The 21356-nt window shown below is 40.4% G+C and carries 24 protein-coding genes and 1 tRNA gene; 8 read left to right on the top strand and 17 right to left on the bottom strand.

The window, feature by feature from the left end:
• Positions 1-177 precede the first annotated feature (177 nt).
• The 3 genes from AC57BQ_RS11095 to AC57BQ_RS11085 all read right to left on the bottom strand — a co-directional run bounded on the left by AC57BQ_RS11095 (position 178) and on the right by AC57BQ_RS11085 (position 2871).
• Positions 178-1122 carry an NAD(P)-dependent alcohol dehydrogenase gene (locus tag AC57BQ_RS11095; protein ID WP_496406340.1) on the bottom strand — a complete coding sequence of 315 codons (945 nt, stop codon included), beginning with the start codon at positions 1120-1122 and terminating at the stop codon, positions 178-180.
• Between the two features lie 169 nt (positions 1123-1291).
• Complete coding sequence (locus tag AC57BQ_RS11090) at positions 1292-1870, bottom strand: Crp/Fnr family transcriptional regulator (RefSeq protein WP_496406339.1); 579 nt, start codon at positions 1868-1870, stop codon at positions 1292-1294.
• Between the two features lie 368 nt (positions 1871-2238).
• Positions 2239-2871, bottom strand: coding sequence for an RNA polymerase sigma factor (locus AC57BQ_RS11085; protein ID WP_496406338.1), 633 nt, complete (start codon positions 2869-2871; stop codon positions 2239-2241).
• 229 nt (positions 2872-3100) lie between these two features.
• Between AC57BQ_RS11085 and AC57BQ_RS11080 the strand changes: the two genes are divergently transcribed.
• Together AC57BQ_RS11080 and AC57BQ_RS11075 are read left to right on the top strand one after the other, a co-directional pair.
• Positions 3101-4000, top strand: a complete 900-nt coding sequence (locus AC57BQ_RS11080) for a helix-turn-helix domain-containing protein (protein WP_496406337.1) — start codon at positions 3101-3103, stop codon at positions 3998-4000.
• A gap of 338 nt (positions 4001-4338) precedes the next feature.
• Entirely contained in the window at positions 4339-4878 is a 540-nt protein-coding gene (locus tag AC57BQ_RS11075) for an STM3941 family protein (protein WP_496406336.1), read from the top strand.
• 67 nt (positions 4879-4945) lie between these two features.
• On the opposite strand, the gene AC57BQ_RS11070 is transcribed toward AC57BQ_RS11075, so the two are convergent.
• The 5 genes from AC57BQ_RS11070 to pyrE all read right to left on the bottom strand — a co-directional run bounded on the left by AC57BQ_RS11070 (position 4946) and on the right by pyrE (position 9140).
• Positions 4946-5018 (bottom strand) — tRNA-Lys (locus AC57BQ_RS11070).
• A gap of 128 nt (positions 5019-5146) precedes the next feature.
• A complete protein-coding gene (locus AC57BQ_RS11065; RefSeq protein ID WP_496406335.1) occupies positions 5147-5962 on the bottom strand; it encodes a carboxypeptidase-like regulatory domain-containing protein in 816 nt (271 codons plus the stop codon).
• 29 nt (positions 5963-5991) lie between these two features.
• A complete protein-coding gene (locus tag AC57BQ_RS11060; protein WP_496406334.1) occupies positions 5992-7620 on the bottom strand; it encodes an ABC-F family ATP-binding cassette domain-containing protein in 1629 nt (542 codons plus the stop codon).
• A 361-nt stretch (positions 7621-7981) separates the two neighbouring features.
• Entirely contained in the window at positions 7982-8377 is a 396-nt protein-coding gene (locus AC57BQ_RS11055; protein WP_496406333.1) for an SRPBCC family protein, read from the bottom strand.
• A 103-nt stretch (positions 8378-8480) separates the two neighbouring features.
• Positions 8481-9140 carry an orotate phosphoribosyltransferase gene (gene pyrE / locus AC57BQ_RS11050; protein WP_496406332.1) on the bottom strand — a complete coding sequence of 220 codons (660 nt, stop codon included), beginning with the start codon at positions 9138-9140 and terminating at the stop codon, positions 8481-8483.
• On the opposite strand from pyrE, the gene AC57BQ_RS11045 reads away from it, so the two are divergent.
• Positions 9139-9777: an NUDIX hydrolase gene (locus AC57BQ_RS11045; protein WP_496406331.1), complete on the top strand. Its 639-nt coding sequence runs from the start codon at positions 9139-9141 to the stop codon at positions 9775-9777. The two genes, pyrE and AC57BQ_RS11045, sit on opposite strands and share 2 nt — an antisense overlap.
• On the opposite strand, the gene coaD is transcribed toward AC57BQ_RS11045, so the two are convergent.
• The 4 genes from coaD to nudK form a co-directional block, all read right to left on the bottom strand.
• On the bottom strand, positions 9746-10207 hold the full coding sequence (coaD, locus tag AC57BQ_RS11040; RefSeq protein WP_090468340.1) for a pantetheine-phosphate adenylyltransferase: 462 nt from the start codon (positions 10205-10207) through the stop codon (positions 9746-9748). The genes AC57BQ_RS11045 and coaD overlap by 32 nt on opposite strands.
• 255 nt (positions 10208-10462) lie before the next feature.
• Positions 10463-10816, bottom strand: coding sequence for a SnoaL-like domain-containing protein (locus AC57BQ_RS11035; RefSeq protein WP_496406330.1), 354 nt, complete (start codon positions 10814-10816; stop codon positions 10463-10465).
• Positions 10817-11190: 374 nt separating this feature from the next.
• Positions 11191-11559 carry a DUF4406 domain-containing protein gene (locus AC57BQ_RS11030; RefSeq protein WP_496406329.1) on the bottom strand — a complete coding sequence of 123 codons (369 nt, stop codon included), beginning with the start codon at positions 11557-11559 and terminating at the stop codon, positions 11191-11193.
• Positions 11556-12134 carry a GDP-mannose pyrophosphatase NudK gene (nudK, locus tag AC57BQ_RS11025; RefSeq protein WP_496406328.1) on the bottom strand — a complete coding sequence of 193 codons (579 nt, stop codon included), beginning with the start codon at positions 12132-12134 and terminating at the stop codon, positions 11556-11558. Before nudK ends, AC57BQ_RS11030 begins: the two co-directional genes overlap by 4 nt.
• Positions 12135-12195: 61 nt before the next feature.
• Here nudK and AC57BQ_RS11020 point away from each other — a divergent pair, with 61 nt between their 5' ends.
• Positions 12196-12945 carry a DeoR/GlpR family DNA-binding transcription regulator gene (locus tag AC57BQ_RS11020; protein WP_496406327.1) on the top strand — a complete coding sequence of 250 codons (750 nt, stop codon included), beginning with the start codon at positions 12196-12198 and terminating at the stop codon, positions 12943-12945.
• 34 nt (positions 12946-12979) lie between these two features.
• Complete coding sequence (locus AC57BQ_RS11015) at positions 12980-13144, top strand: hypothetical protein (protein ID WP_496406326.1); 165 nt, start codon at positions 12980-12982, stop codon at positions 13142-13144.
• A 53-nt stretch (positions 13145-13197) separates the two neighbouring features.
• Here AC57BQ_RS11015 and AC57BQ_RS11010 read toward each other — a convergent pair whose 3' ends face one another.
• Together AC57BQ_RS11010 and AC57BQ_RS11005 are read right to left on the bottom strand one after the other, a co-directional pair.
• The gene (locus AC57BQ_RS11010) at positions 13198-14217 is read right to left on the bottom strand and encodes a hypothetical protein (protein WP_496406325.1); all 1020 of its coding nucleotides are present in this window, start codon (positions 14215-14217) and stop codon (positions 13198-13200) included.
• Between the two features lie 169 nt (positions 14218-14386).
• Positions 14387-14848 carry an Lrp/AsnC family transcriptional regulator gene (locus AC57BQ_RS11005; RefSeq protein ID WP_496406324.1) on the bottom strand — a complete coding sequence of 154 codons (462 nt, stop codon included), beginning with the start codon at positions 14846-14848 and terminating at the stop codon, positions 14387-14389.
• Positions 14849-14962: 114 nt separating this feature from the next.
• Here AC57BQ_RS11005 and AC57BQ_RS11000 point away from each other — a divergent pair, with 114 nt between their 5' ends.
• Entirely contained in the window at positions 14963-16210 is a 1248-nt protein-coding gene (locus AC57BQ_RS11000; protein WP_496406323.1) for an aminotransferase class V-fold PLP-dependent enzyme, read from the top strand.
• Positions 16211-16522: 312 nt separating this feature from the next.
• Here the strand turns inward: AC57BQ_RS11000 and rsmD are convergent, their stop codons facing one another.
• From rsmD to AC57BQ_RS10985, 3 genes are all read right to left on the bottom strand, one after another.
• Positions 16523-17065 carry a 16S rRNA (guanine(966)-N(2))-methyltransferase RsmD gene (rsmD, locus tag AC57BQ_RS10995; protein ID WP_496406322.1) on the bottom strand — a complete coding sequence of 181 codons (543 nt, stop codon included), beginning with the start codon at positions 17063-17065 and terminating at the stop codon, positions 16523-16525.
• Complete coding sequence (locus tag AC57BQ_RS10990; protein ID WP_496406321.1) at positions 17041-17853, bottom strand: DUF3822 family protein; 813 nt, start codon at positions 17851-17853, stop codon at positions 17041-17043. The genes rsmD and AC57BQ_RS10990 overlap by 25 nt, the downstream gene beginning before the upstream one ends.
• 75 nt (positions 17854-17928) lie before the next feature.
• Positions 17929-18420: a hypothetical protein gene (locus AC57BQ_RS10985; protein WP_496406320.1), complete on the bottom strand. Its 492-nt coding sequence runs from the start codon at positions 18418-18420 to the stop codon at positions 17929-17931.
• A 54-nt stretch (positions 18421-18474) separates the two neighbouring features.
• Here AC57BQ_RS10985 and AC57BQ_RS10980 point away from each other — a divergent pair, with 54 nt between their 5' ends.
• Both AC57BQ_RS10980 and AC57BQ_RS10975 read left to right on the top strand, forming a co-directional pair.
• Entirely contained in the window at positions 18475-19899 is a 1425-nt protein-coding gene (locus tag AC57BQ_RS10980; RefSeq protein ID WP_496406319.1) for an ATP-dependent DNA helicase, read from the top strand.
• Positions 19900-20321: 422 nt separating this feature from the next.
• Positions 20322-21155, top strand: coding sequence for a nuclear transport factor 2 family protein (locus AC57BQ_RS10975; protein WP_496406318.1), 834 nt, complete (start codon positions 20322-20324; stop codon positions 21153-21155).
• Positions 21156-21356 lie beyond the last annotated feature (201 nt).

Below are 21356 nucleotides of genomic sequence, written 5' to 3'. Positions count from 1 at the left end.
TTGCATCAGATCGTTATACAGATTCCTGTTTCTCTTACCATTATTTCTGTTCAGGAGTATTTCTCTGCGATTTTTTGCAACACGTTTGACCCAATAAAAAAGGCCTTATGACATTGTTTCATAAGGCCTGTGCGTGTCAAAAATTAGCTGCTAATTTTTAACAAATGAACGGGCATTTTAAGATGGGATATTAAAAACGACTTTGCCTAAAGCTCCTTCTTTGATTATAGTTTTATAAGCTTCCTTATAATCTGACATGGGATAGGTCTTGCTAATGTGGATATCAAAACCTTTTAGCGTATAGTTTGCCAATCGATTTAAACTTTCTGTATCTGATTTCATTAAAAGAACTTCATATTTCTTTTTAGATACCATGTTATTTAAAAAAGAGTGCACAAAATTCCATAGCGAAGGGGTTACGGTAAAATATGTTGATTCAGGCTTCATCAACTTTTTAGCCTGGCTGAAAGATAATTTTGCAGAGAGTTCAATGATAACATCAAACTTCTTCCTTAAATCCGTCAATTTTTCTTTGTTGTAGTCAATCACATAATCACTACCCCATTTTTTTAACAAATGATGTCCTTTTGCACTTGAAACAGCGGTTACAATCGCTCCGTGGCTTTTAGCGATCTGAATAGCAAGCATACCTACTCCGGCAGACGCACCATTTATCAAAATTTCCTTCCCTTTGATGTTATTAAGGTTTTTAGTAAGCATCTGTAAAGCTGACTGGCCGACCGTTGGTATTGCAGCAGCCTGCTCAAATGTCAGATCCGCAGGCTTCTTAGCAATTTCTTTTTCATTCACCAGGATGTATTCTCCAAGGACTCCCTCTTTAAAAGGATTTGTTACGCCAAACACGTCATCCCCGGCTTTAAATTTTTGGATACCCGTACCTGTGCTTTCTATTGTTCCGGAGAAGTCGCAGCCAACAGATTTTGGGAATTTCTTGCCTGACATCAGTTTGACCTCACCCATTAAAATCTTCCAGTCAATAGGATTAATAGAAACTGCCTTTACCTTAACCAAAATTTGTTGCGTATTGGGAATTGGCTTATTTACCTCCACAGAATGTAAAACGTCGACACTGCCGTATTGGTCATAGATTATTTTTTTCATTGATTTAATTCTTTCTTAAAAATTTGTTGTTCGAAAAAATGGTCAGTCACTCAATGCTTTATGAGGCCGCACTTATAAAGCGCAAAAACTTCGATAACATGGAGGTGATCGTTTTTCGCTGTAAAATTACCGGAACGGAAATTGAATGTCGTTGACTTGGATCAACAAATCATAGGTGGGCAACTCTTCTTCTAACCCTGCTTAGGGTTTCTTTCCGAATGCCAAGAAAGTTTGCAATATAGTGCTGTGGAACACGTAGCAATAAGGATGGTCTTTCCTTAAGGATTTCCAAATACAGCTCTTCAGGTGAGGCCGATTTAATTCGGTTTGAGTTTTCCATTATGGAGGCGTTATCAGAAAAACTCTTATGCATTGTAAAGTTCTGAATCCATGGTGTTTTTACAGCGTTACACATATCATCGCCTGTTATACACAATAACTCGCAATCCTCCAATGCCTGCAGGTTCATGTCCGTGGGCTTTTGCGTTATCATACTTTGGATCTGACCAACCCATGCATTTTCTTCATAAAATTGGGAAACTTTCTCGTTACCCTCAGTATCGATCCAATATTCACGCAAGCAGCCTTTTAAAGTAAACGACCAATACTTGGGAACTTTACCGGCTACGTAATGGAACTCACCCTTTTTTAAATAAACCGGTTTAAACAAGTTAAAAAAGAGCTCAAACTCATCTCTGGATATTTGAACGTAAGAGCAGATATGCGTATAAAGTATATCAGTGTTCATTTTAATTGAAAATAGCAATACGCAAAATAAAATAAAACGGTTGTAAAATAGCTATTGCAATAGGATAGGGTTGATGCACCAGCATTTTTCTACAGCAATTTAACATAAAAAATGATAATAAACTCAGATCTGACGAAGTTCTGTTTTGTATGGCCGTCGTTGACGTTTATCAACTTTGGCAAGAGGATGGCTGTGTACATCATCCATCCAAAAGCATCTCATACTGTTTAGATCCAAAATTAGTACAAAATTGTGATCTACCGCTCTATCCGTCCAGTCAAATAAATTCAGGATAGATTAACGTATCAGGTAATTCGAACAAGACTAAACAACATTTTGCGAAGTGACTTTATTTTCGTTTTTCCCTTTCATCGCATTATTAATTCAATCAAGTGTGATATTCCAATGCTGATTGCACCTATGGCAATAATTTTGTGCCTGATATCCTCAGAACCATCGTCCGGCAAAGGGCCGGAGTTAAGCACCATCGTTTTTAGTTTTTCTCTCGCCTTAAATAAATTTGATTTTGACGTACGGGTACTGATACCCAACTGGGCAGCTATTTCTTCGTACGAGAAACCTTCAATAGCAAATAAGTTAAACACGGTACGATAGGCATTTGGCAACTGCTGGATCATGCTCAGCAGGTCATCATAATTTAATTTCTGGTTGGTTAGTTCATCATGGCCTATATCTTCGGCGTCATCCAGATCATCATTAAGGGGTAGTTTCAGGTTGTTCCTGTAATAGTCAACCGAGGTATTCATCATAATACGGCCAATCCAGGCAATGAACGGACGACCCGTATCATATGTATGCAAATTAGTGAATACTTTTAAAAACCCCTGATTCATAATCTCAGATGCCTCATAGCGGTTACCTGCATATCGCAGACATATGCTCATAGCGAAACCATAAAACACCCTATAAAGCACTTTCTGATCCTTTCGGTTTTGCTGCAAACAGCCCGCAATAAGTTGTTGTAGTTCCGCCTCTCCCATATAAGGGGTAATAATGGGTTAAATTGTACTAATATTTGTCGTTTTTACAGTTATTTGCAGAACTATATCAAATGATTCAATAGATCATTCTAAGGGGCGAAGTTCTTTATACTTTTGCATCAGATAGTTATACAGATTCCTGTTTCTCTTACCATTATTTCTGGTCAGGAGTATTTCTGTTAGATTGTTTGCAATACTTAATCTAATTTCACTTCAAATAACCGAAGTCATGGGAAATCCCCTCAGAATTGAAAGTGTGACCCAGATCAATAACGACCGGGGGCAGAAGACCCTGCATCCATTAGTTAGTGTTCTTGACCAGTCACTGTCGAAGCCCGTAAAAGAGGCACGTTATATTTCGGACGTATATATGATCTTTTTAAAAGACGAGAAGTGCGGGGAGGTAAAATATGGCCGCAGTCATTATGATTACGAAGAGGGAACACTGCTTTTTATTGCACCAGGGCAGGTATTTGGTTTTGACGAAAGTGAAAACACGATACAGCCGACAGGCTGGGGATTATTCTTTCATCCCGATTTGATCCGTGGGACCCATCTTGGTAAATGCATCAACGAATACAGCTTTTTCTCTTACGATGTCAATGAAGCGCTTCACGTTTCGGATGCGGAAAGAGAAATAGTGCTGGAGTGTTTTAATAAGATCCGATATGAATTAGCTCACCCAATTGATAAACACAGCAGGACATTGATCGTAAGTAACATCGAAATGTTCCTTAATTATTCCGTTCGGTTTTATGACCGGCAGTTTCTCACAAGAGAACATATCCATAAGGATGTATTGACTGGATTTGAGGGATTACTGAACGATTACTTTCAATCGGAAAAACTGCAAAACCTGGGATTGCCTTCAGTTTCTTATTGTGCAGCACAACTCAACCTGTCTCCAAAATATTTTGGAGACCTAGTGAAAAAAGAAACTGGAAAATCAGCGCAGGAGTACATTCAGCTAAAACTGATTGATGCCGCAAAAGAACAGATACTTGATATAAGAAAGTCGGTAAGCGAGGTTGCTTATAAGCTTGGCTTCAAGTACCCCTCGCATTTTACCCGTTTCTTTAAACAGCATGTTGGGCATTCACCCAATGAATACCGGAATTCAATTAATTGATAGGTACGTTATTGCGAAATCTACTCAGTTGCACAAAGTAGCCTCCGAGTTAAATAACCTGAACAGGAAATCGAACTTCAAAAAAAACGTCATTGCTCAATAATTTGAATAAAGATAGACCGAATCTAAAAATAGTATAAAGTCTTACCGGGAAATTTCGAACTCTTTTTTGTGGCGGCCTAACGGTCTGGCTATCATTTTCGTATGGGCATAAAAAAAGGAAACGTCCATAACGGAATGTTTCCTTTAGTCGAAAAAGTACGGATGTCGAACTCTTTTATTGAGGATTGTAAGAAAATTGTAGCTTTAAGAAGTTAAAGCAATTATAAAAAACTCGAATGACTGAGATTAAAATTCCATTAAGCAAGAAAAAAAATTTGTTAATGCTGCTGGGAGCGGCAATATTCGTTGTACTGGGAGTTTTGTTTGTTGTCAGGCCGGAAAATTTCACTTCGCAGTTTCATCAAAATATAGCTTTAATAAGATTAGTGGGAATGTTAAGTGTTGTGTTTTTTGGTGCATGTGCTATTTATGGAATGATCAAAATTTTCGACAAGAAATATGGTTTGATAATTGACAGAGAGGGTATCATCGATAATACAAATGCTTCAAGTATTGGCTTAATAAACTGGGCAGATATTTTGTCAATCGAAACCCAAAACGTTATGTCTACAAGGTTTTTGCTCATTTTTATTAAAAATCCTGAAAATTACCTAAACCGCGCAAAAGGATTGAAACGAAAGCTTTTGTATGCCAATATGAAAATGTATGGTACTCCCTTATCTATTATATCAAATTCTATAAAATTCAATTTTGATGATCTTGAAGACTTGATAAAAGCTAACTTGAATGAATATCAAAAAACTAATTCTATCTGAATTAAAACTGTTGTTATTATGTAGATAAACAAAAAGCACAGTAATATTGAGTACTACTGTGCTTTTGTGACCTGGGAGAGGATCGAACTCTCGACCCACTGATTAAGAGTCAGTTGCTCTACCGGCTGAGCTACCAAGTCATTTTTTATTGGGGTTGCAAATATGCTGATTTATTTTTGATTTTAGGTTCAGGATATTTGATTTTGGATATTTTTTTGATTAAAACCCTAAGGCCGTTCTTCTTAACATTGAGGTGTTAGGTAAAAAATTAATATTCGGCCAGTACATTGAAGCCAATACCTGCTATACCTACTTTTTCCCATTTTGCCTGGCTGGTTTCGCGCGAGATGATGGAGCCACCTAAGAAACTTGCAGAAAACATTACGCCATGGCCTTCTGTATTTTGTATCCACTCCAGACTAACATAAAATTTGTCGTCGGCAACAATATTGTAGGGTTCCAGGCTTACATTTATCCTTTGCTGGCCTTTTTTAACGGTCACAAATATATTTTCATTTTGCAAAAGCTGGTCGGGCATGCCGTCTTTAACGCTGTAAAAATTAAGGCGAAGTTTTACGGAATCCGTTACTTCGGTTGCTATATTGGCGTTAAACTGCTTTATAAAAGTAGGCGATTTTTTGATCTTGATAATGGCGCCTATCTCATATCCAAGTTTGTTGTCGGTGAAACCCGCGTTGGTGGATTTAGATTGTGAGGTGTTTCCTAATACTACCTGTTTCCATTTATGGTTGTTAACCTTTACTTCTTTTAGCTGGGTAACAGTTGGCTGTAAAAGCAGTATTTTATGAGCTTCTGTATCCTTAATAAAACCAGCCACCCGGTAGGTGAGCGATTGGTAGCCTATCATGGATAGTTTCAGGCTATCGGTATCGTGGCCGGTTAAATTAAGCTTGAAGCGGCCGGCATTATCTGTAACTGTGCCTACACCTTTATCAATAATACCTACATTTACATAGGGTAAGGGCAAATTGGTTTTGGCATCTTTAACCACACCATCAACTACCTGGGCATGAGCAAATAGAACCCAAATGCTGAATAGGGTAAAAAGCACTAAATTTTTCATGCCTGTATGACTATTTACCTGCCAATTAGTTACGCCAAAGCGTACAGATCGCTCCGTTGCTTTTCTACAACATCGCTGTTGATGTATTCGTCGTAGGTCATCAGCTTATCGATGTAGCCACCTGGTGTTAGTTCAAATATGCGGTTGGCCACGGTTTCAACCAACTCATGATCTCGTGAGGTGAACAAGATAGTCCCCCTGAAGTCTTTCATGCCATTATTAAGCGCTGTGATCGATTCCAGGTCGAGGTGGTTGGTAGGTTCGTCAAACATCAGCAAATTGGCTTGTTGCAGCATCATGCGGCTAAACATGCAGCGCATTTTTTCACCACCAGACAGTACATTGCTTTTTTTCAATACCTCTTCGCCAGAGAACAGCATCCTGCCCAAAAAGCCGCGGATAAACTGATCGTCCTTTTCGCCCGGTGAGTATTCGCGCAGCCAGTCTATCAGGTTATCATCCTTACCTTTAAAATATTCGGCATTATCGATAGGAATATCGGCCGGGTTAATGGTAACACCCCATTTAAATGAGCCCTTAAAGTCGGTATCCCTGCCGGTTAAAATATTATAAAACGCGGTAGTAGCTAAACTGTTTTGTGACAGTACAGCAATTTTATCGCCTTTGTTTACCGTAAGACTGATGTTGTTAAATAAAAGCTCGCCGTTAAGTGTTTTGCTTAAATTTTCAATCTGTAATATCTGGTCGCCTGCTTCACGGCCCAGGTTATTGAATATAATTCCGGGGTATTTACGGTTTGAGGGCTGTATCTCGTCGATATTGATCTTATCCAGTGCTTTTTTACGACTGGTAGCTTGTTTTGATTTGGATGCATTAGCGCTGAAACGACGGATAAACTCCTGTAATTCCTTAACACGATCTTCTGTCTTTTTATTCTGATCAGAGCGTTGTTTCAGAGCCAACTGACTTGACTCATACCAGAAAGTGTAGTTACCTGTATAGATGGTCATTTTGGAGAAGTCGATATCCACCACGTGGGTACAAACCGTATCCAGGAAGTGCCTGTCGTGCGATACAACTAAAACGATAGCTTCATATGATGCTAAAAAGTCTTCCAGCCAGCTTACGGTATGGATGTCCAGATCATTGGTAGGCTCATCCAGTAATAAAATATCAGGTTTACCAAAAAGGGCCTGCGCTAATAACACACGTACTTTTTGGGTATTGTCCAGGTCTTTTACCAGGTTGTAATGAAATTCTTCTTTAATACCCAGGTTACTCAATAGGGTAGCGGCATTGCTTTCGGCATTCCAGCCATCCATTTCGGCAAATAGGTTTTCCAGTTCACCTGCACGTTCACCATCGGCATCTGTAAAATCCTCTTTCAGGTAAATGGCATCCTTTTCCTTCATCACGGCATACATCTCTTTGTAGCCCATCATCACGGTTTCGATAACTGTAAACTCATCAAAGGCGTAGTGGTTTTGGCTTAAAACAGCCATACGCTCGCCAGGTGTAAAGCTTACTGAACCGCTTGTAGGATCAATATCGCCCGAAAGGATCTTTAAAAATGTTGATTTACCGGCACCATTGGCACCTATAATGCCATAACAATTGCCCTGTGAAAATTTAAGGTTAACGTCTTCAAATAAAGTCCGTTTTCCGTAACGTAATGATAGATTGGATACCGTGATCATGCTGCACCTGTAATTTGGCGCAAAAATACGGTAAATAGTTCATTTTTTTGGTATGCAGGCGGATATTAAATGGGGAGTTTTGTGGATTTTAATGGCTATACCGTCACAATTAATTGACATTGCCGTGTACATATTTGCCCATATTATGGGTAACTTTAAAACTAAGAGCTCATTTGAGCGTTATATAGTTATAAATTAACCAATTACAAAAAATGGAACAACCTTTGACTCAACAAGTTTATACATTATTAAAAATTACCGGTCATGGGAGCATTAATCATCACATTGGTTATTATCAATATCATAATAGCCATTAACAATACACAGAAAAGAAAAGTATATTGATAGGCAGACGATGAGCTTAACTCAATATTTCGGTTAAGCTATTTGTTTCATGATCCGCCAGTTTTTGCAGCGGACCTGAGGCAAGCATCTTCATCATCATGTTCAGATCTGCATCAATAGTAAAAATAACATCTGTATGGTCGTTATCGAAAGATAACGACCATTTTAATTTCAGATCAAACGGCGGCTTAGCTGCCGGCACAATGATAATTTCCTGGTCAGGTATACGGCTTTCTATCTTTAAGGAAAGCTTGGCCATATTCTGGATGCTGAAATGAGCTTCGTCGGCGGTTGAAACCCATTCCTGTATGTTTTCCGGCATTAGTTTCTGGTGATTGTTAAAATCGGCCAAAAAAGCGTAAACCTCGCTGATGGGTTTATTAATGCTGATATTGCTGGTGAATGTGCTCATGTTTTAGTCTTTAGTCTTAAGTTTGGAGTCTGAAGTCCTGGGTCAAGAATCTGGAAGGTGGTCTTTAACTTAAGACTTCGAACTTAAGGCTAAAGACTGGCAACTAACTGGAAGCTATCTGTCCCCAGGCGGCCGGATTTTCGCGCCATTGTTTTAAAATAGCCACATCTTTATCAATAATATATTGATGCTCTTCGGCATATTTTATCAAAGCGTTATAGTTTGATAGGGTAACAAAGGGGCAACCGGCTTGTTTAAAGTTTTCGGTGGCTATATCAAAGCCATAGCTGAATATGGCTGCAAGACCCGCTACTTCGAAACCGGCGGCGCGTAAAGCTTCAACAGCTTGCAAGCTGCTTTTGCCGGTTGATATCAGATCTTCAATAACTACTACGCGTTTGCCGGTAGTTGTGGAGGCATCACCTTCAATAAGGCTGCCGGTTCCATGATCTTTCGGTTTGGAACGTACGTAAATAAAAGGCAATCCCAATTCCTGGGCTACCAGGGCTCCTTGCGGTATACCGGCGGTTGCTACACCGGCTATGCAACCCACGCTGCCAAATTTTTCCTGTATAGCAACGGTCAATTGCTGACGGATATAAGTACGGATAGATGGATGAGAAAGTGTTACTCGGTTATCACAATAAATTGGCGATTTCCATCCCGACGCCCATGTAAAAGGATTGTTAGGTTGTAATTTAATTGCTTTAATTTGCAGCAGAAATTCAGCAACTTGCTGCTCGATCTCATTATTATTAAACATGGCTCAAAAATACAGAATTTATATCAACGAAAAGGTTATCCTGCTAACTGAATCGGAACCATCGCACGTAGAAAGTTACGAAAGGATTGACGCAGAGACATTTGACCTCAGAATAATTTACACCTGGATACTGGCAAACCCTAAAAAGTTGTTCTATGTGCCCTGCGGCAATGCCAAGCTTTTCTTAAAATCGGTTATTAAAAACATAACACTTATTGAGGCTGCCGGCGGCTTGGTGATGAATACGGCTGGCGATTATCTGTTTATTTATCGTAACGATAAATGGGATCTGCCCAAAGGTAAAATAGAAAAAGACGAGAAGGTAAAAGAAGCTGCCGTGCGCGAAGTGGAAGAAGAATGTGGTATAAAAGTGAGCAAGCTGAACGAAAAAATATGCAAAACCTATCATGTTTACATTAGCAGGGGCGAGGTGGTGCTTAAAAAAACACACTGGTTTGCCATGGATAGCAAGGGTAAAGACAAGCTAAAGCCGCAAAAAGAAGAAGGCATTACCGATGTGCGCTGGTTTAAAAAAGAGCATATTGAGCCTATTGTTGAAAATACCTTTCCATCCATTATGGATGTATTGCATAAAGAAAAGCTGGTTACAAATAAGCTAATGCCTCTGCGGGGATAAACTGTGCCACATCGCCATGGTGACGCATAATTTCGCGCACAATGGTTGAGCTGATGGACGAATAACCTGGTTTGCTTACAATAAAGATGCTTTCAATATCGGGCACCAGGGCGTGGTTCATCTGGGCTATAGCTTTTTCGTATTCAAAGTCGGATACGGTACGTATGCCCCTGATCATATAGGTTGCGCCAATACTTTTGCAAAAGTTTACCGTCAATCCTTCATAGGCCACAATATGTATCCGCTCGTCATGTTTAAAAACTGCCCGGAGCATCTGCTCGCGTGTTTCGATACTGAGCAAGCCCTGTTTGCTACTGTTGGCGCCTATGCCAATATAAACCTTGTCAAACAAACCAACGGAACGTTTTACAATATCAACGTGGGCTTTGGTAACCGGATCAAAAGAACCAGGGAAAAGAGCGATCTTCATTTTAGGCTGATGTTAATGCTTTCACCAAAAGTAGGTTTTTTAGAAGGAAGAATCAAGAATTAAGAGCCAGGAATCAGGATAGGAAAATCTGTCGCTTTTTTTAACTAATTAATGATATCGAAACGTAACGTCATTGCGAGGAACGAAGCAATCTCTATGCTATACAGAGTGAACTTTTATGGCTGACCTGCCTATGTAGAGATTGCTTCGTCGTTCCTCCTCGCAATGACGCAGGAGAGTTTTTTCCACCCTCCATCAACCTATAAAAAACTGCTGACTAACAATTTTTCCGTTTTCAACTTTATAAACGCAGATCTCTTCAAGCATTTTAGCGCCCTGGCCCTTAATGGTGAAATGCATGGAAAGAATTACACTGAAGTAACTCCCGGCAAAAGTTGCCTCGGACACTTTAACGTCATAGATCTCTACTATGGCTAAAAATTGTTTTTCGCGCTCAAGCAGGTTATGAAGGCCGGTTATCGGCTCATTGTTATTATTAGGATCAATGCTTACTGCATTATCAGCGTATAACTCGGTATAAGCCTCTACAAATTTAAGCTCATTACATAATGAAGCTAAGCGATTGGCAATTTCAGGTATCGTGTTCATGCTTTTGAAGGTTGTTGTGTGATAGTAACTAATGGTAATACTAAGCGAATTTTTACAACATCTCCTATTAAAAAGCAAAGGATGATACAGAAATGATATAAGGATGTGGGGTGTTAGCTGATGTAGGGAATATTAAGAGAGAACGTCATTGCGAGGCATGATGCAATCTCCGATAAACAGGTTCCGCTCTGTAAGTAGGGGATTATTAATCTTTTGATTGTTTTTTATCGGTATTAATGAGCTCCCTTTGGTCGGTTGTCCACGCTACGCTCGCAATGACGCGTGGAGGAAGTGTTTTTCAAACCCTCTTTCCAGCGAAGCTGAAGAGAGGGTCGGCGAGTGCAACGATGCCGGGGTGAGTCGACCGGCGTTCTTTACCCACCAATAATATCTTCCAGCCGGTAATAAACCTTCAAGCCACGTTCCTGCGCTATCCGTACATCTTCATCCGCTCCTTTTGAGGCGCCGGGGATCCTTAAAACGGCGTCGCATTTGGTGAGCAGGCGCTGGGCCACGGGGTACAGGATCTCCTCATAAGCGGCATCGCCCGGGCGTTTTGAACCTGCTTGCTCCAGCAGGGGTAAAGCAAACCATTCGCCAATTACCGGGATATGCCCGGCCCTGAATATCGGCAGCGCCATTTCTTCCAGTTTCTTTAGGTTTTGAGCCATCAGGTTTGGATCATCGTTGGTGCCCGAGCGGTATGGGCCTGCAATTAAAATTACCAAGGGTGTGTTCTTCATGATATTAACTGATTAAGTTTTGCGTATTGTAAAAGCATAATGGTTTTACCATCTTTTATTTCACCGGTTTGTACCATTTGCAGGGCCGTAGCAAATGGCAATTCCAGCACTTCAATATTTTCGTGTTCTTCTTCCAGGCCGCCGCCATCGCTTATCTTCATGTCTTTGGTATATTCCGCCACAAAAAAATATAAGATCTCCGTTACCGAGCCCGGCGACATATACGCTTCGAACACCTTTTTTACATTCCTGATCTGGTAACCAGTTTCCTCTTCGGTTTCCCGCCTGATGCAATCTTCGGCATTGTTTTGATCCAGCAAACCGGCACAGCATTCTATCAGCATCCCATCGTTGTTACCATTGATGTAAGTAGCCACCCGGAATTGTTTGGTCAGTATCACCGTTTTAGTGTCGCGGTTATATAAAAGTATCGTAGCGCCATTGCCCCGATCGTACGCTTCGCGGGTGAGCCGGTGTACAGAACCATCTTTTTTTGTAGCTTCAAAAATTATTTTCCGGAGGATGTACCAATTGTCTGATAGTACCTCTGTTTTTAGTATTCTGATATCAGTCATATATAAATTGATTAAAAATGATCGATTATGATTATTTTTGATCGAATATAAAACTATTTAAATGAACTTTCAAAAAAGAAAGCAAAAAATAATGGAGCAGCTGGACCGTACCGGTGAGGTTGACATCAAAGAGCTGGCTGCCGGCTTGGATATTTCGGAGATCACCGCCCGGCGCGATCTGAACCAACTGGCTAATGACGGCCTGCTTTATCGTACCCACGGCGGCGCTATGAAAGTTGATCCATTAGCCAAACCGAAGGATTTTGCCAATAAGGCTGCGCAAAACGCTGATGTAAAAGACCATATCTGCCGCAAAGCGGCCGAGCATGTTAACGATGGAGATATTATTTTTATGGATTGCGGCAGCACGGTTTTCAGGCTTTGCCAGTTTATTAAGCATAAAAAGATCAAAGTGATCACCAACTCCCTGCCGGTTATTTATGAACTGCAAAATTGTTCGGTATCCATCAATATCATTGGCGGCGAGTTTAATAACGAGCGGCAGGCCACGCATGGTAAAATAGCCAATGAGCATATAGCCAGGTACCGCGCCGGTAAAGCTTTTTTAGGCGTGGATGGTATATCAGCCAATGGTTTGTTTGCCAACAGCGAACTGGAGGCCGAAATTACATCGATGTATATCCATCAAAGCGCCTACACCTATGTGTTATGTGACGATAGCAAAGTAGGGAAGGAGACCTACCTGAAATTTGCTGACATCAACCAGGTGGAAGCCATCATAACCAATGCGGATAACCAAAAGCTGGCAGGCTTTAAGGATACGGCGCTTACCATTTTGCAGGTGAAGTAGTCTCTCATCGGGAAAATCGCGTCTGAAAATCATCATGTTTTTCCATTGCCAAAGGAAGAAGAATTTAAAAAGCGGGAGTCATGCCGAATTTATTTCGGCATCCCACCTGCAGGTAAACTCAGGACGTATCTGCAACAGGCAAATCACAGATCTGGTAGGCGTGAATATCCTGTGGGATGCCGAAATAAATTCGGCATGACACGGTGCGTTTTCTCAAATGCGATTTCCATGAGGCGCTCATGAAAATGATCTTTACTTTATTTTTTGTATAAAACCATAGTGATGAATGGTTCTCATATTGGCATTGTTTGGAAATTCGTTATACGCCTGATATAAAATGGCATTGTTATTTTGATCAATCCCCTTAAAAACCTGACCGATGTTTTTTTGCAGGGCATCATTTTCAGCTTTTAATGCTACTGTATCCCCGAGTTTAATGGTTGATTTGTATCGGAGCGCCGGGTATATTCCTTCATGGCCTGGCTCGCCTATATATTGAGGATAAACAAAAAAGATCTGTGGATGAGTTTTTACCTGGCTAACGGTTAAAGGAAACTTGTAGTTTGTATTTGCTGTTTTCAATACCTTTGAATAAAAATCTTTCATTTTATCACTATTTTGGTATTTCATCTGATCGCCACCTGGTGCCCCCAGTTGGTCTACCAGGAGCATTTTGTTAGCAGCATCAAGAATATCTCCGCTGTTATTGAGTTTAACAGCTTCTTCGTAATAATCCGGCGCTGTTTTCCCCAGCATGGAATATTCGCCTATGCGTAAAATATTTATCTTCCAATCATTGCCGTATCTTCCATATATGGCTAATATCAAAATACTTGCGGGGCTTGTCTTTGTCTTTATAACCGATACATACATTTCTTTATTTAAAGCTTTGTAGGTAATGGCATAATCATTTCTGTCGCTGCCAAGCCCTGAAAATACGGTGTTTGGAATATCGATCGCTGTGTTTTTTACGTAAAATTCATTAACAATGCTATACCCCGCCGGGCTTAAAACCCCAGCTACTTTATTAATTAATGAGTCTGTTGAATTGCCTGCCGCACTGATCAGGACAGGTGACAATAGCTTTTTAACTTCAGGTATATTTTTAGTCATGATGCTATTAAACAACTCATGATTAAGCGTAGAGATCTGATTCCGGAAATCTTTATTGATGTTTTCATCCTTCCAGGTGCCGGATGTGCCCATGTTACAGCCGGTACCCAAAAATGCACTTAGAAAGAGACAATAGGTTAAGGTTAGTTTTATTCTCATTTATCAAAGATATTTAATCACCAGGCAGAAATAGGATATTAATAAAAAAAAGATAACGATGAATGTACCTGTTATTTCTCCGGGGAAACGGACAGCGGCTGGATCCATGGTGCGGTAATTTAGCGGGCATCGGTAGCTTTAGTAGGTTGTAAAGGCTTCATACAAGCAACTATATATTAATACCATAACCCACTTTTACTTTATCCATCACTACATGGGTATAAAAGTGCTTAACGTTGGGATTATCCATAATCTGTTTTTTGGAAAAATCATCGTAGTGCTGCATATCTACAGTATTTACAATCAAAACAAAATCATAGGTACCGGTTACATAATAGCATTGCATTACCTCGGTACAGGCTTGCATGGCCGTTTTAAAGTTGTCAATAGCTTTTGAATTACCTACTTCCAAAATTACATCTACCACACAGGTAATACCGATACCCGCCGCCTTGGGAGAGATGATAGAAACGTCTGCTTCTATCATTTTATCGTCCCGAAGCCTTTTAAGTCTTCGCTGTACAGCGCTTGTACTCAGGCTCACCAATAAGCCAAGCTCTTCTGCAGTTATTTTATTGTTTTGTTGCAGCTGCCGAAGCAGCTTTTTATCATACTCATCAAGCTCTTGCATATTTTACCCGTTTAAGCGCCCAAAATTAGTCAGGATAGGCATCAGTTACCTGTATTTGCACAAATTAAGCATTAGGCTGACCATAACTTTACATTGTAACATTAAAGAAAAAAAATGGAATTTATCAAATCTGCAAAAGCACCATTAAATAGTGTTTTTAGCGTCGAGGAAGTGCTTGAATTTAGAAATGAAACAGATGGTTGCAAAAATGTAATTCACTTAAATAATGCAGGAGCGGGCTTAATGCCCAATGTTGTAACCCAGGCCCAGATCAACCACATTAAACTTGAATCACAAATTGGGGGTTATGAGGCAGCAGCTATGAGCGCATCGGCTATTCAAAATTTTTATGTACAAGCCGCGAAACTGTTTAATTGCAAGCCTTCAAATATTGCTTTTGCTGCCAGCGCCACCGATGCTTATACCAGGGCCCTATCTTCTATTCCCTTTAAAAAGGATGATATTATTTTAACTGATAATGATGATTTTGTTTCCAATCAAATACAATTTCTATCACTCCAGAAAAGATTCGGAATAAAAATAGTCAGGGTCAATAATGATGCAATTGGTGGTGTTGATTTAAACGACCTGGATGCAAAACTCAAAAAATACCAGCCCCGGCTTTTAGCAATTACCCATATTCCAACCAACTCGGGCCTGGTACAACCGGTGCTGGAAATTGGAAAAATTTATCAGAGCTATATCAAACAACACGCCGGCAAAACCTGGTATATTTTGGATGCTTGCCAGTCGGCCGGACAGATGAAACTGGATGTAGCAGATTTGCATTGCGATTTTTTGAGCATTACTTGTCGTAAGTTTTTAAGGGGCCCGCGTGGTACTGGTGCCTTATACATCTCGGATAAGGCACTGGAAGCAGGATTAGAACCCCTGTTTATTGATATGAGGGGTGCAGAATGGAAACAGAAAGATGAGTATCAACAACAAGCAACGGCTATACGGTTTGAAGATTGGGAGTTTGCATATTCAACCGTATTGGGTACGGCGGAGGCTATTGAATATTGTCTCAACATTGGTGAAGATAAAATATGGCGGCAGGTTGAATTATTATCCGGTATGATGAGAAATCAACTTGCGCAAATAGATAAAGTTAGGGTGCTAGACCAAGGACCCGAGGTATGCGGTTTGGTTACTTTTCATGTACAGGGCTCCAATTCAAAGTATATTACAGATGAATTACTGAAAAGAAAAATTAACGTAGTACCCAGTTACCGGGCATTTGGTATAATTGATTTTGATGAAAAGGGTGTAGAATGGGCTTTAAGAGCATCACCGCATTATTATAACACGATAGAAGAAATAGATGTTTTCATCCAAAGTGTGAAAGAGATCATCAGATAAATCTAAATTGCATTACGGAATCTCACCTGATTTTCGTATATTTATATCAATAGCAGCCCGATTCTCTTTTTAACAGAGAACCGGGCTGTTTTGTTAAGGGATAAAAAGGGGCAAAAATCGACCGTTTTTTATGTAGTTATTTGATAGTCAATAAATTAATACTTTTTAAAGTTTTAAAAACTGCTCAAAACTGCGTTAAAATTTGTTAAAATTTGTTAAAATCGATGGTTTTGAATGAAATTTTGACTGTTTTTAACCCATTTTCGGACAGAAAAGTGTTAAAATTAAAGGTTTAAAAAGTTTTTAGAGGCATTACTCAGCAGGATGTCTGAAAAATGAAAAGGAGGAATGACCATACTTTCGTTGCTCCACAAAAGTAGGATGATTGTTCAAATTTTGCATGGATTGGTGCTCCACGATCAGCAGTCCATCAGGTGCCAGGATGTTGCGTTCAAAAACTATTTTTGAAATTTCGGGGATCCTGTTAAGGTCGTAAGGTGGGTCGGCAAAAATGAGGTCGTACTGCTCTGTTTCCATTTGGAGGTACTTGAAAACATCCTCTTTATAGGCCTTTATCTGCCCCAGCTTGTGCTGGCGGGAAATGTCTTTCAAATAGTTTATGCAATGGATGCTGCGGTCAACAGAGATCACCTGCGTGGCGCCCCTGGAGGCAAATTCCATGGAGATGTTACCCGTACCGCTAAACAGATCGAGCACTTTGATGTCCTCAAATTCGATTTGATTTTGCAGGATATTGAACAAGGCTTCCTTAGCCAGATCAGTTGTAGGGCGTACCGGAAGATTTTTGGGTGGGTTAAGTCGCAGCCCCTTTAAACTGCCTCCGATGATGCGCATAACGATAAAGCAGCGAGTGACAATATTTGGTGTGCAGGTATTTCGGCCGGAACCTGTACTATCTGCAGTTGATTAAGCTGTACCTGGCCAAAAAAGTCGGCTAAATGGCTGATGCTTTTATCGCCGGCGTCAATATCACCATTTATGTAAACATGCACATCAGCAGGTTGCAAGCCCAGTTCATTGGTTGTGAGGGCTATAAAGTAGATAAGCTCGTCGTTATTTTGAAATTCAAAGCGGTTATAGAAACGTAAAGCCCCACCTTTAAAGGTTACGATCTCGACATGTGAACCATTTAAATTCAGGTACAGATCATGATCAGGAGGGTTACTTTGGGCAATGGCAGTTATCCAGCCCTTTGATGAAAACACGCTGTTCCGCAGGCCAAATTCTTCAGCCGCGTTAATGATCGCGTTGTCGGTTTTGTAAATGATGGTATTGCTGCTATCTAATGATTGAGCGGATACTTTTTCGCCTGATTGGACATCCAAAAAGCGGGCAAAATCGGTAACGTGATCAGGGCTAAACAAACTTTGCGGAACCAGGGTAAAGCCATTAGCGGGCAAACCTACCACTACCTGTTTGTATTTGGCCGATAAAAGGTCGAGTAATTCCTGCGGATTAGTTAACTCATCCAGCGGATGCATATCTGCACAGGCAACCAGTTTGTCCTGATCGGTGATCGCGTACGAAAATGTAGCTTTATCAATCTGTATCAATAAATTATAACGTTCGGCCTCATCAAGGCTAAAGTTATCATCATGGTAGTTATAATTGTATTCGCTCATGCCAGTTTAACAAAAGTAGTATTTTTTGGCAGATACTAATACTATAGATGCCGTAATTATAAATGCAGGGTTGAGTTAAAAGCCAGTGCCTCCCAAAAACAGTGCCAGCAAGATGTAGATCAGAACCGGCCATAAAACAGATTTGGGATAGTAATCGTTATCAGGGAAATATTTCTTAAAAAAGTATCTTGTCAAAACAATGCCCGCTAAAATGTTGAAAAACAGGGTTAAACAGAATAATTGAAAGAAAGGCATTATCTGGCTAAAGGACGATAGCTGGGTGCTGCCGGATGCAAGTTTACGGAGTGCTTCCAGATCAGGTTTAATATTTAGCGCCCTGGCGGTAAAAGACAAAGGAAGATAATAGCCAAGCAATAAAAACAGGATCACCTGGCTTACTACCCACTTGTATCCGGCTACCCATAAATTGATGATGAGCAGTATACCCGCATACAATGGGCTGAATACAGCAAACCAGAATATGGCCCTTTTAGAGTATATATCTACATAATCATCTTCGGAATATTTGTCTTCTATTTCGTCGTCTTTATTTTCATCAAATTCCATGGTCAAATTTATAAAAATGATGTTAAGTAATTAACTTATCATCATTTTTGTAAAGTGACTGAAATTGATCATATACGCAAGGCCTTTCCACATCAACCCACAGGGCAGCAGTTGGAGTTGTTCAATCGTTTACATGAGTTCTTGTTGAGCGATGATGGCGATGAGTGTTTTATATTAAAAGGTTATGCTGGTACAGGTAAAACCACGGTATTAGGTGCTTTGGTAAAAGCATTGCGCGAGTATAAGTATAAAGCCGTTTTGCTGGCGCCAACGGGGCGTGCCGCCAAAGTGATCACGAATTATTCCGGTCGTAAGGCGTTTACCATACATAAACGCATCTACCGAAAAAAATCTGCTTTGAATCTGGATGATGGCTTTGCTATAGCTGATAATCTGGCCAGCGATACACTTTTTATAGTGGACGAGGCATCTATGATATCTGACGAGCCGGGAGGCTTCAACCGCGCATCGTTGCTGTACGACCTGTTAAAGTACGTATACAACACCAAAAACTGTAAGTTGGTATTAGTGGGCGATACGGCCCAATTGCCTCCTGTAGGCTCTGAAAACAGCCCTGCGCTCGATGCGGGCTTTATGAAAGATAAGTTTGGGCTAACCGTGTTTAGCTATGAACTGACCGACGTATTGCGCCAGGGGAAAAATTCCGGGATATTGTACAATGCCACCCGCATACGTGATATTATCAGGGTAAAAGAAATCAGCACGCCAAAGGTTATTACCAAAGGATATAAAGATGTGTTCAGGATGACGGGTGAGCGACTTTCTGAGGGGCTAGAGTACGCTTACCGGAAATATGGTTATGATCGTACGCTGATCATCTGCCGATCTAATAAAAACGCCAATCTGTACAATGGGCAGATCAGGAACCGGATATTATACCGCGAGGAAGAGCTTACCGGCGGCGACCAGATCATGGTGGTGAAAAATAATTACTTCTGGCTGCAGGAACAGGACGAAAGCAGTACCAATTTCATTGCCAATGGTGATATTGCCCGCATCAGAAAGGTGCGCAGGATAGAAGATATGTACGGTTTCAGGTTTGCTGATGTGCAAATAGAGTTCATTGATTACGCCGAAGACCCGGTGCTGGATTGTAAAGTATTGTTGGATACCTTATATGCTGATTCCCCGGCTTTATCACAGGCGGATCAGAAACGGTTTTACGAGGAGGTGATGAAGGATTATGAGGGTATGGCCAACAAACGCGCCATGCATAATGAATTAAAGCAAAACCCCTACTATAATGCGCTACAGATCAAATTTGCCTATGCCATTACCTGCCACAAGGCCCAGGGCGGGCAGTGGGATGCAGTATTTGTTGACCAGGGTTACGTGACCGACGAAATGATCAATATGGATTTTCTGCGCTGGTTTTATACTGCCGTGACTCGTGCTACTACCGAGCTTTTCCTGGTTAATTTTGATGGCCGGTTTTATGCCGCCCCGGCAGAGGAATAAGCAGGGAAATCCCGTTAAAAAAATGCAGCATGTCATGCCGAATTTATTTCGGCATCCCACAGGATATTTAGACTTGCCCAATCTGCGATTTGCCTGTTAAAAAGTGGGTTTACATGGTTTACACATTTTATGGTTAACATTAGTTTAATTATTTCATAATCAAGTAGTTGAATGTTGTAATTGTCATAATATTATGGATTTATGTTAACCGACTTAAAGCAAAGGAATTGCTCATATTTGAATTGCACCCATTTTATCTCTATATAGAAAATATTCCTACCTTTAGTTCATAATTACTTTTACCACATATCAAATCAGGATTGCCAAAAATCCGGCCTGCTAAACAGGTTATCAAAAACGCTGAGCTTTTAACGTCAGTGTTTCGCACGAACTAATTTTACATCATTTTTTTATTACAAGTAATGAAAATTACCAAACTACAGGCATTGGCTATATTCTGCATTTTAATGTGCACGAGCTTGCCTGGCAAAGCAAATACAATTATGGATTCTATAACCAATAAACAAAGAGTACTGTCATTTTATAAATTAATTGTTGGCCAGCGCCGGGCCGAATTGATCCCTGAATTTGTACGTGAAGATTATATTCAGCATAATCCCACAGTTAAACAGGGAAGAGCGGGTATCACAGACGTGATCAATTATCTGAAAACCTTGCCTCCGCCACCAGTAGGTGTAAAATCACCCATCATCAGGGCCATTCAGGAAGGTGACCTGGTGGTTACACATTTGGATATTGAGTTTATGGGCAAACGTATGGTGGTTATCGACCTGTTTAAACTAAAGGATGGTATGCTGGCCGAACACTGGGATGTGTTACAGCAGATGCCCGATCAAACCGGTATGGCCATCACGGCCACCAATGGCACTTTTGAAATTGACGAAAACGCATCTGCTATTAAAAATAAACAAATAGTTGAGCAATTTTATAAGGCTGTTATTCAAAAAGTATCTACTACTGATGTTATAAAATCGGACTATATAGAGCATGATCCCGCGGTAATTCATAGCGGCAAAAGTCTTGATGCTTATTTAAGGGAAGATATCAACCGGGAAATCAAAGTACACCGCATTATTGCTGAAGGAGATTTTGTAGCCGTTCAATCAGAATTTAAAAGAGGGGATAAGTCATTTGCCCTTTATGAAATACTCAGGGTTGAGCATAGTAAAATAGTAGAGCACTGGAGCGTGGAGCAAGCTATTCCGGATGAGGTGGAGCCTGCCGCGATGTTTTGATGGGCGGCTAAACCCAGAAACATGTCATTGCGAGGAGGAACGACGAAGCAATCGCGAATAATGGATGCTTCTCTGTAAAATATGCGATTGCCACTCCGCCATTCGGCGGATCTCAATGACATATTAATCAAGAATATAAAACGAAGCACAAGACTGTAAAAACAAAAGAGGCCCCATTTGGGGCCTCTTTTAATATTGTGG

Source organism: Mucilaginibacter sp. BGA-UO-ETr-C110, assembly GCF_059567985.1.
Note: the sequence above shows the minus strand (reverse complement) of the source record. Positions and strands in the feature narration are given on the sequence as shown.

What these genes read in the sequence shown, in the direction of transcription:
- AC57BQ_RS11095 (WP_496406340.1), bottom strand. Translation starts at nt 1,122, where the DNA reads ATGAAAAAAATAATCTATGACCAATACGGCAGTGTCGACGTTTTACAT.
- AC57BQ_RS11090 (WP_496406339.1), bottom strand. Translation starts at nt 1,870, where the DNA reads ATGAACACTGATATACTTTATACGCATATCTGCTCTTACGTTCAAATA.
- AC57BQ_RS11085 (WP_496406338.1), bottom strand. Translation starts at nt 2,871, where the DNA reads ATGGGAGAGGCGGAACTACAACAACTTATTGCGGGCTGTTTGCAGCAA.
- AC57BQ_RS11080 (WP_496406337.1), top strand. Translation starts at nt 3,101, where the DNA reads ATGGGAAATCCCCTCAGAATTGAAAGTGTGACCCAGATCAATAACGAC.
- AC57BQ_RS11075 (WP_496406336.1), top strand. Translation starts at nt 4,339, where the DNA reads ATGACTGAGATTAAAATTCCATTAAGCAAGAAAAAAAATTTGTTAATG.
- AC57BQ_RS11065 (WP_496406335.1), bottom strand. Translation starts at nt 5,962, where the DNA reads ATGAAAAATTTAGTGCTTTTTACCCTATTCAGCATTTGGGTTCTATTT.
- AC57BQ_RS11060 (WP_496406334.1), bottom strand. Translation starts at nt 7,620, where the DNA reads ATGATCACGGTATCCAATCTATCATTACGTTACGGAAAACGGACTTTA.
- AC57BQ_RS11055 (WP_496406333.1), bottom strand. Translation starts at nt 8,377, where the DNA reads ATGAGCACATTCACCAGCAATATCAGCATTAATAAACCCATCAGCGAG.
- AC57BQ_RS11045 (WP_496406331.1), top strand. Translation starts at nt 9,139, where the DNA reads ATGGCTCAAAAATACAGAATTTATATCAACGAAAAGGTTATCCTGCTA.
- pyrE (WP_496406332.1), bottom strand. Translation starts at nt 9,140, where the DNA reads ATGTTTAATAATAATGAGATCGAGCAGCAAGTTGCTGAATTTCTGCTG.
- coaD (WP_090468340.1), bottom strand. Translation starts at nt 10,207, where the DNA reads ATGAAGATCGCTCTTTTCCCTGGTTCTTTTGATCCGGTTACCAAAGCC.
- AC57BQ_RS11035 (WP_496406330.1), bottom strand. Translation starts at nt 10,816, where the DNA reads ATGAACACGATACCTGAAATTGCCAATCGCTTAGCTTCATTATGTAAT.
- AC57BQ_RS11030 (WP_496406329.1), bottom strand. Translation starts at nt 11,559, where the DNA reads ATGAAGAACACACCCTTGGTAATTTTAATTGCAGGCCCATACCGCTCG.
- nudK (WP_496406328.1), bottom strand. Translation starts at nt 12,134, where the DNA reads ATGACTGATATCAGAATACTAAAAACAGAGGTACTATCAGACAATTGG.
- AC57BQ_RS11020 (WP_496406327.1), top strand. Translation starts at nt 12,196, where the DNA reads ATGAACTTTCAAAAAAGAAAGCAAAAAATAATGGAGCAGCTGGACCGT.
- AC57BQ_RS11015 (WP_496406326.1), top strand. Translation starts at nt 12,980, where the DNA reads ATGTTTTTCCATTGCCAAAGGAAGAAGAATTTAAAAAGCGGGAGTCAT.
- AC57BQ_RS11010 (WP_496406325.1), bottom strand. Translation starts at nt 14,217, where the DNA reads ATGAGAATAAAACTAACCTTAACCTATTGTCTCTTTCTAAGTGCATTT.
- AC57BQ_RS11005 (WP_496406324.1), bottom strand. Translation starts at nt 14,848, where the DNA reads ATGCAAGAGCTTGATGAGTATGATAAAAAGCTGCTTCGGCAGCTGCAA.
- AC57BQ_RS11000 (WP_496406323.1), top strand. Translation starts at nt 14,963, where the DNA reads ATGGAATTTATCAAATCTGCAAAAGCACCATTAAATAGTGTTTTTAGC.
- rsmD (WP_496406322.1), bottom strand. Translation starts at nt 17,065, where the DNA reads ATGCGCATCATCGGAGGCAGTTTAAAGGGGCTGCGACTTAACCCACCC.
- AC57BQ_RS10990 (WP_496406321.1), bottom strand. Translation starts at nt 17,853, where the DNA reads ATGAGCGAATACAATTATAACTACCATGATGATAACTTTAGCCTTGAT.
- AC57BQ_RS10985 (WP_496406320.1), bottom strand. Translation starts at nt 18,420, where the DNA reads ATGGAATTTGATGAAAATAAAGACGACGAAATAGAAGACAAATATTCC.
- AC57BQ_RS10975 (WP_496406318.1), top strand. Translation starts at nt 20,322, where the DNA reads ATGAAAATTACCAAACTACAGGCATTGGCTATATTCTGCATTTTAATG.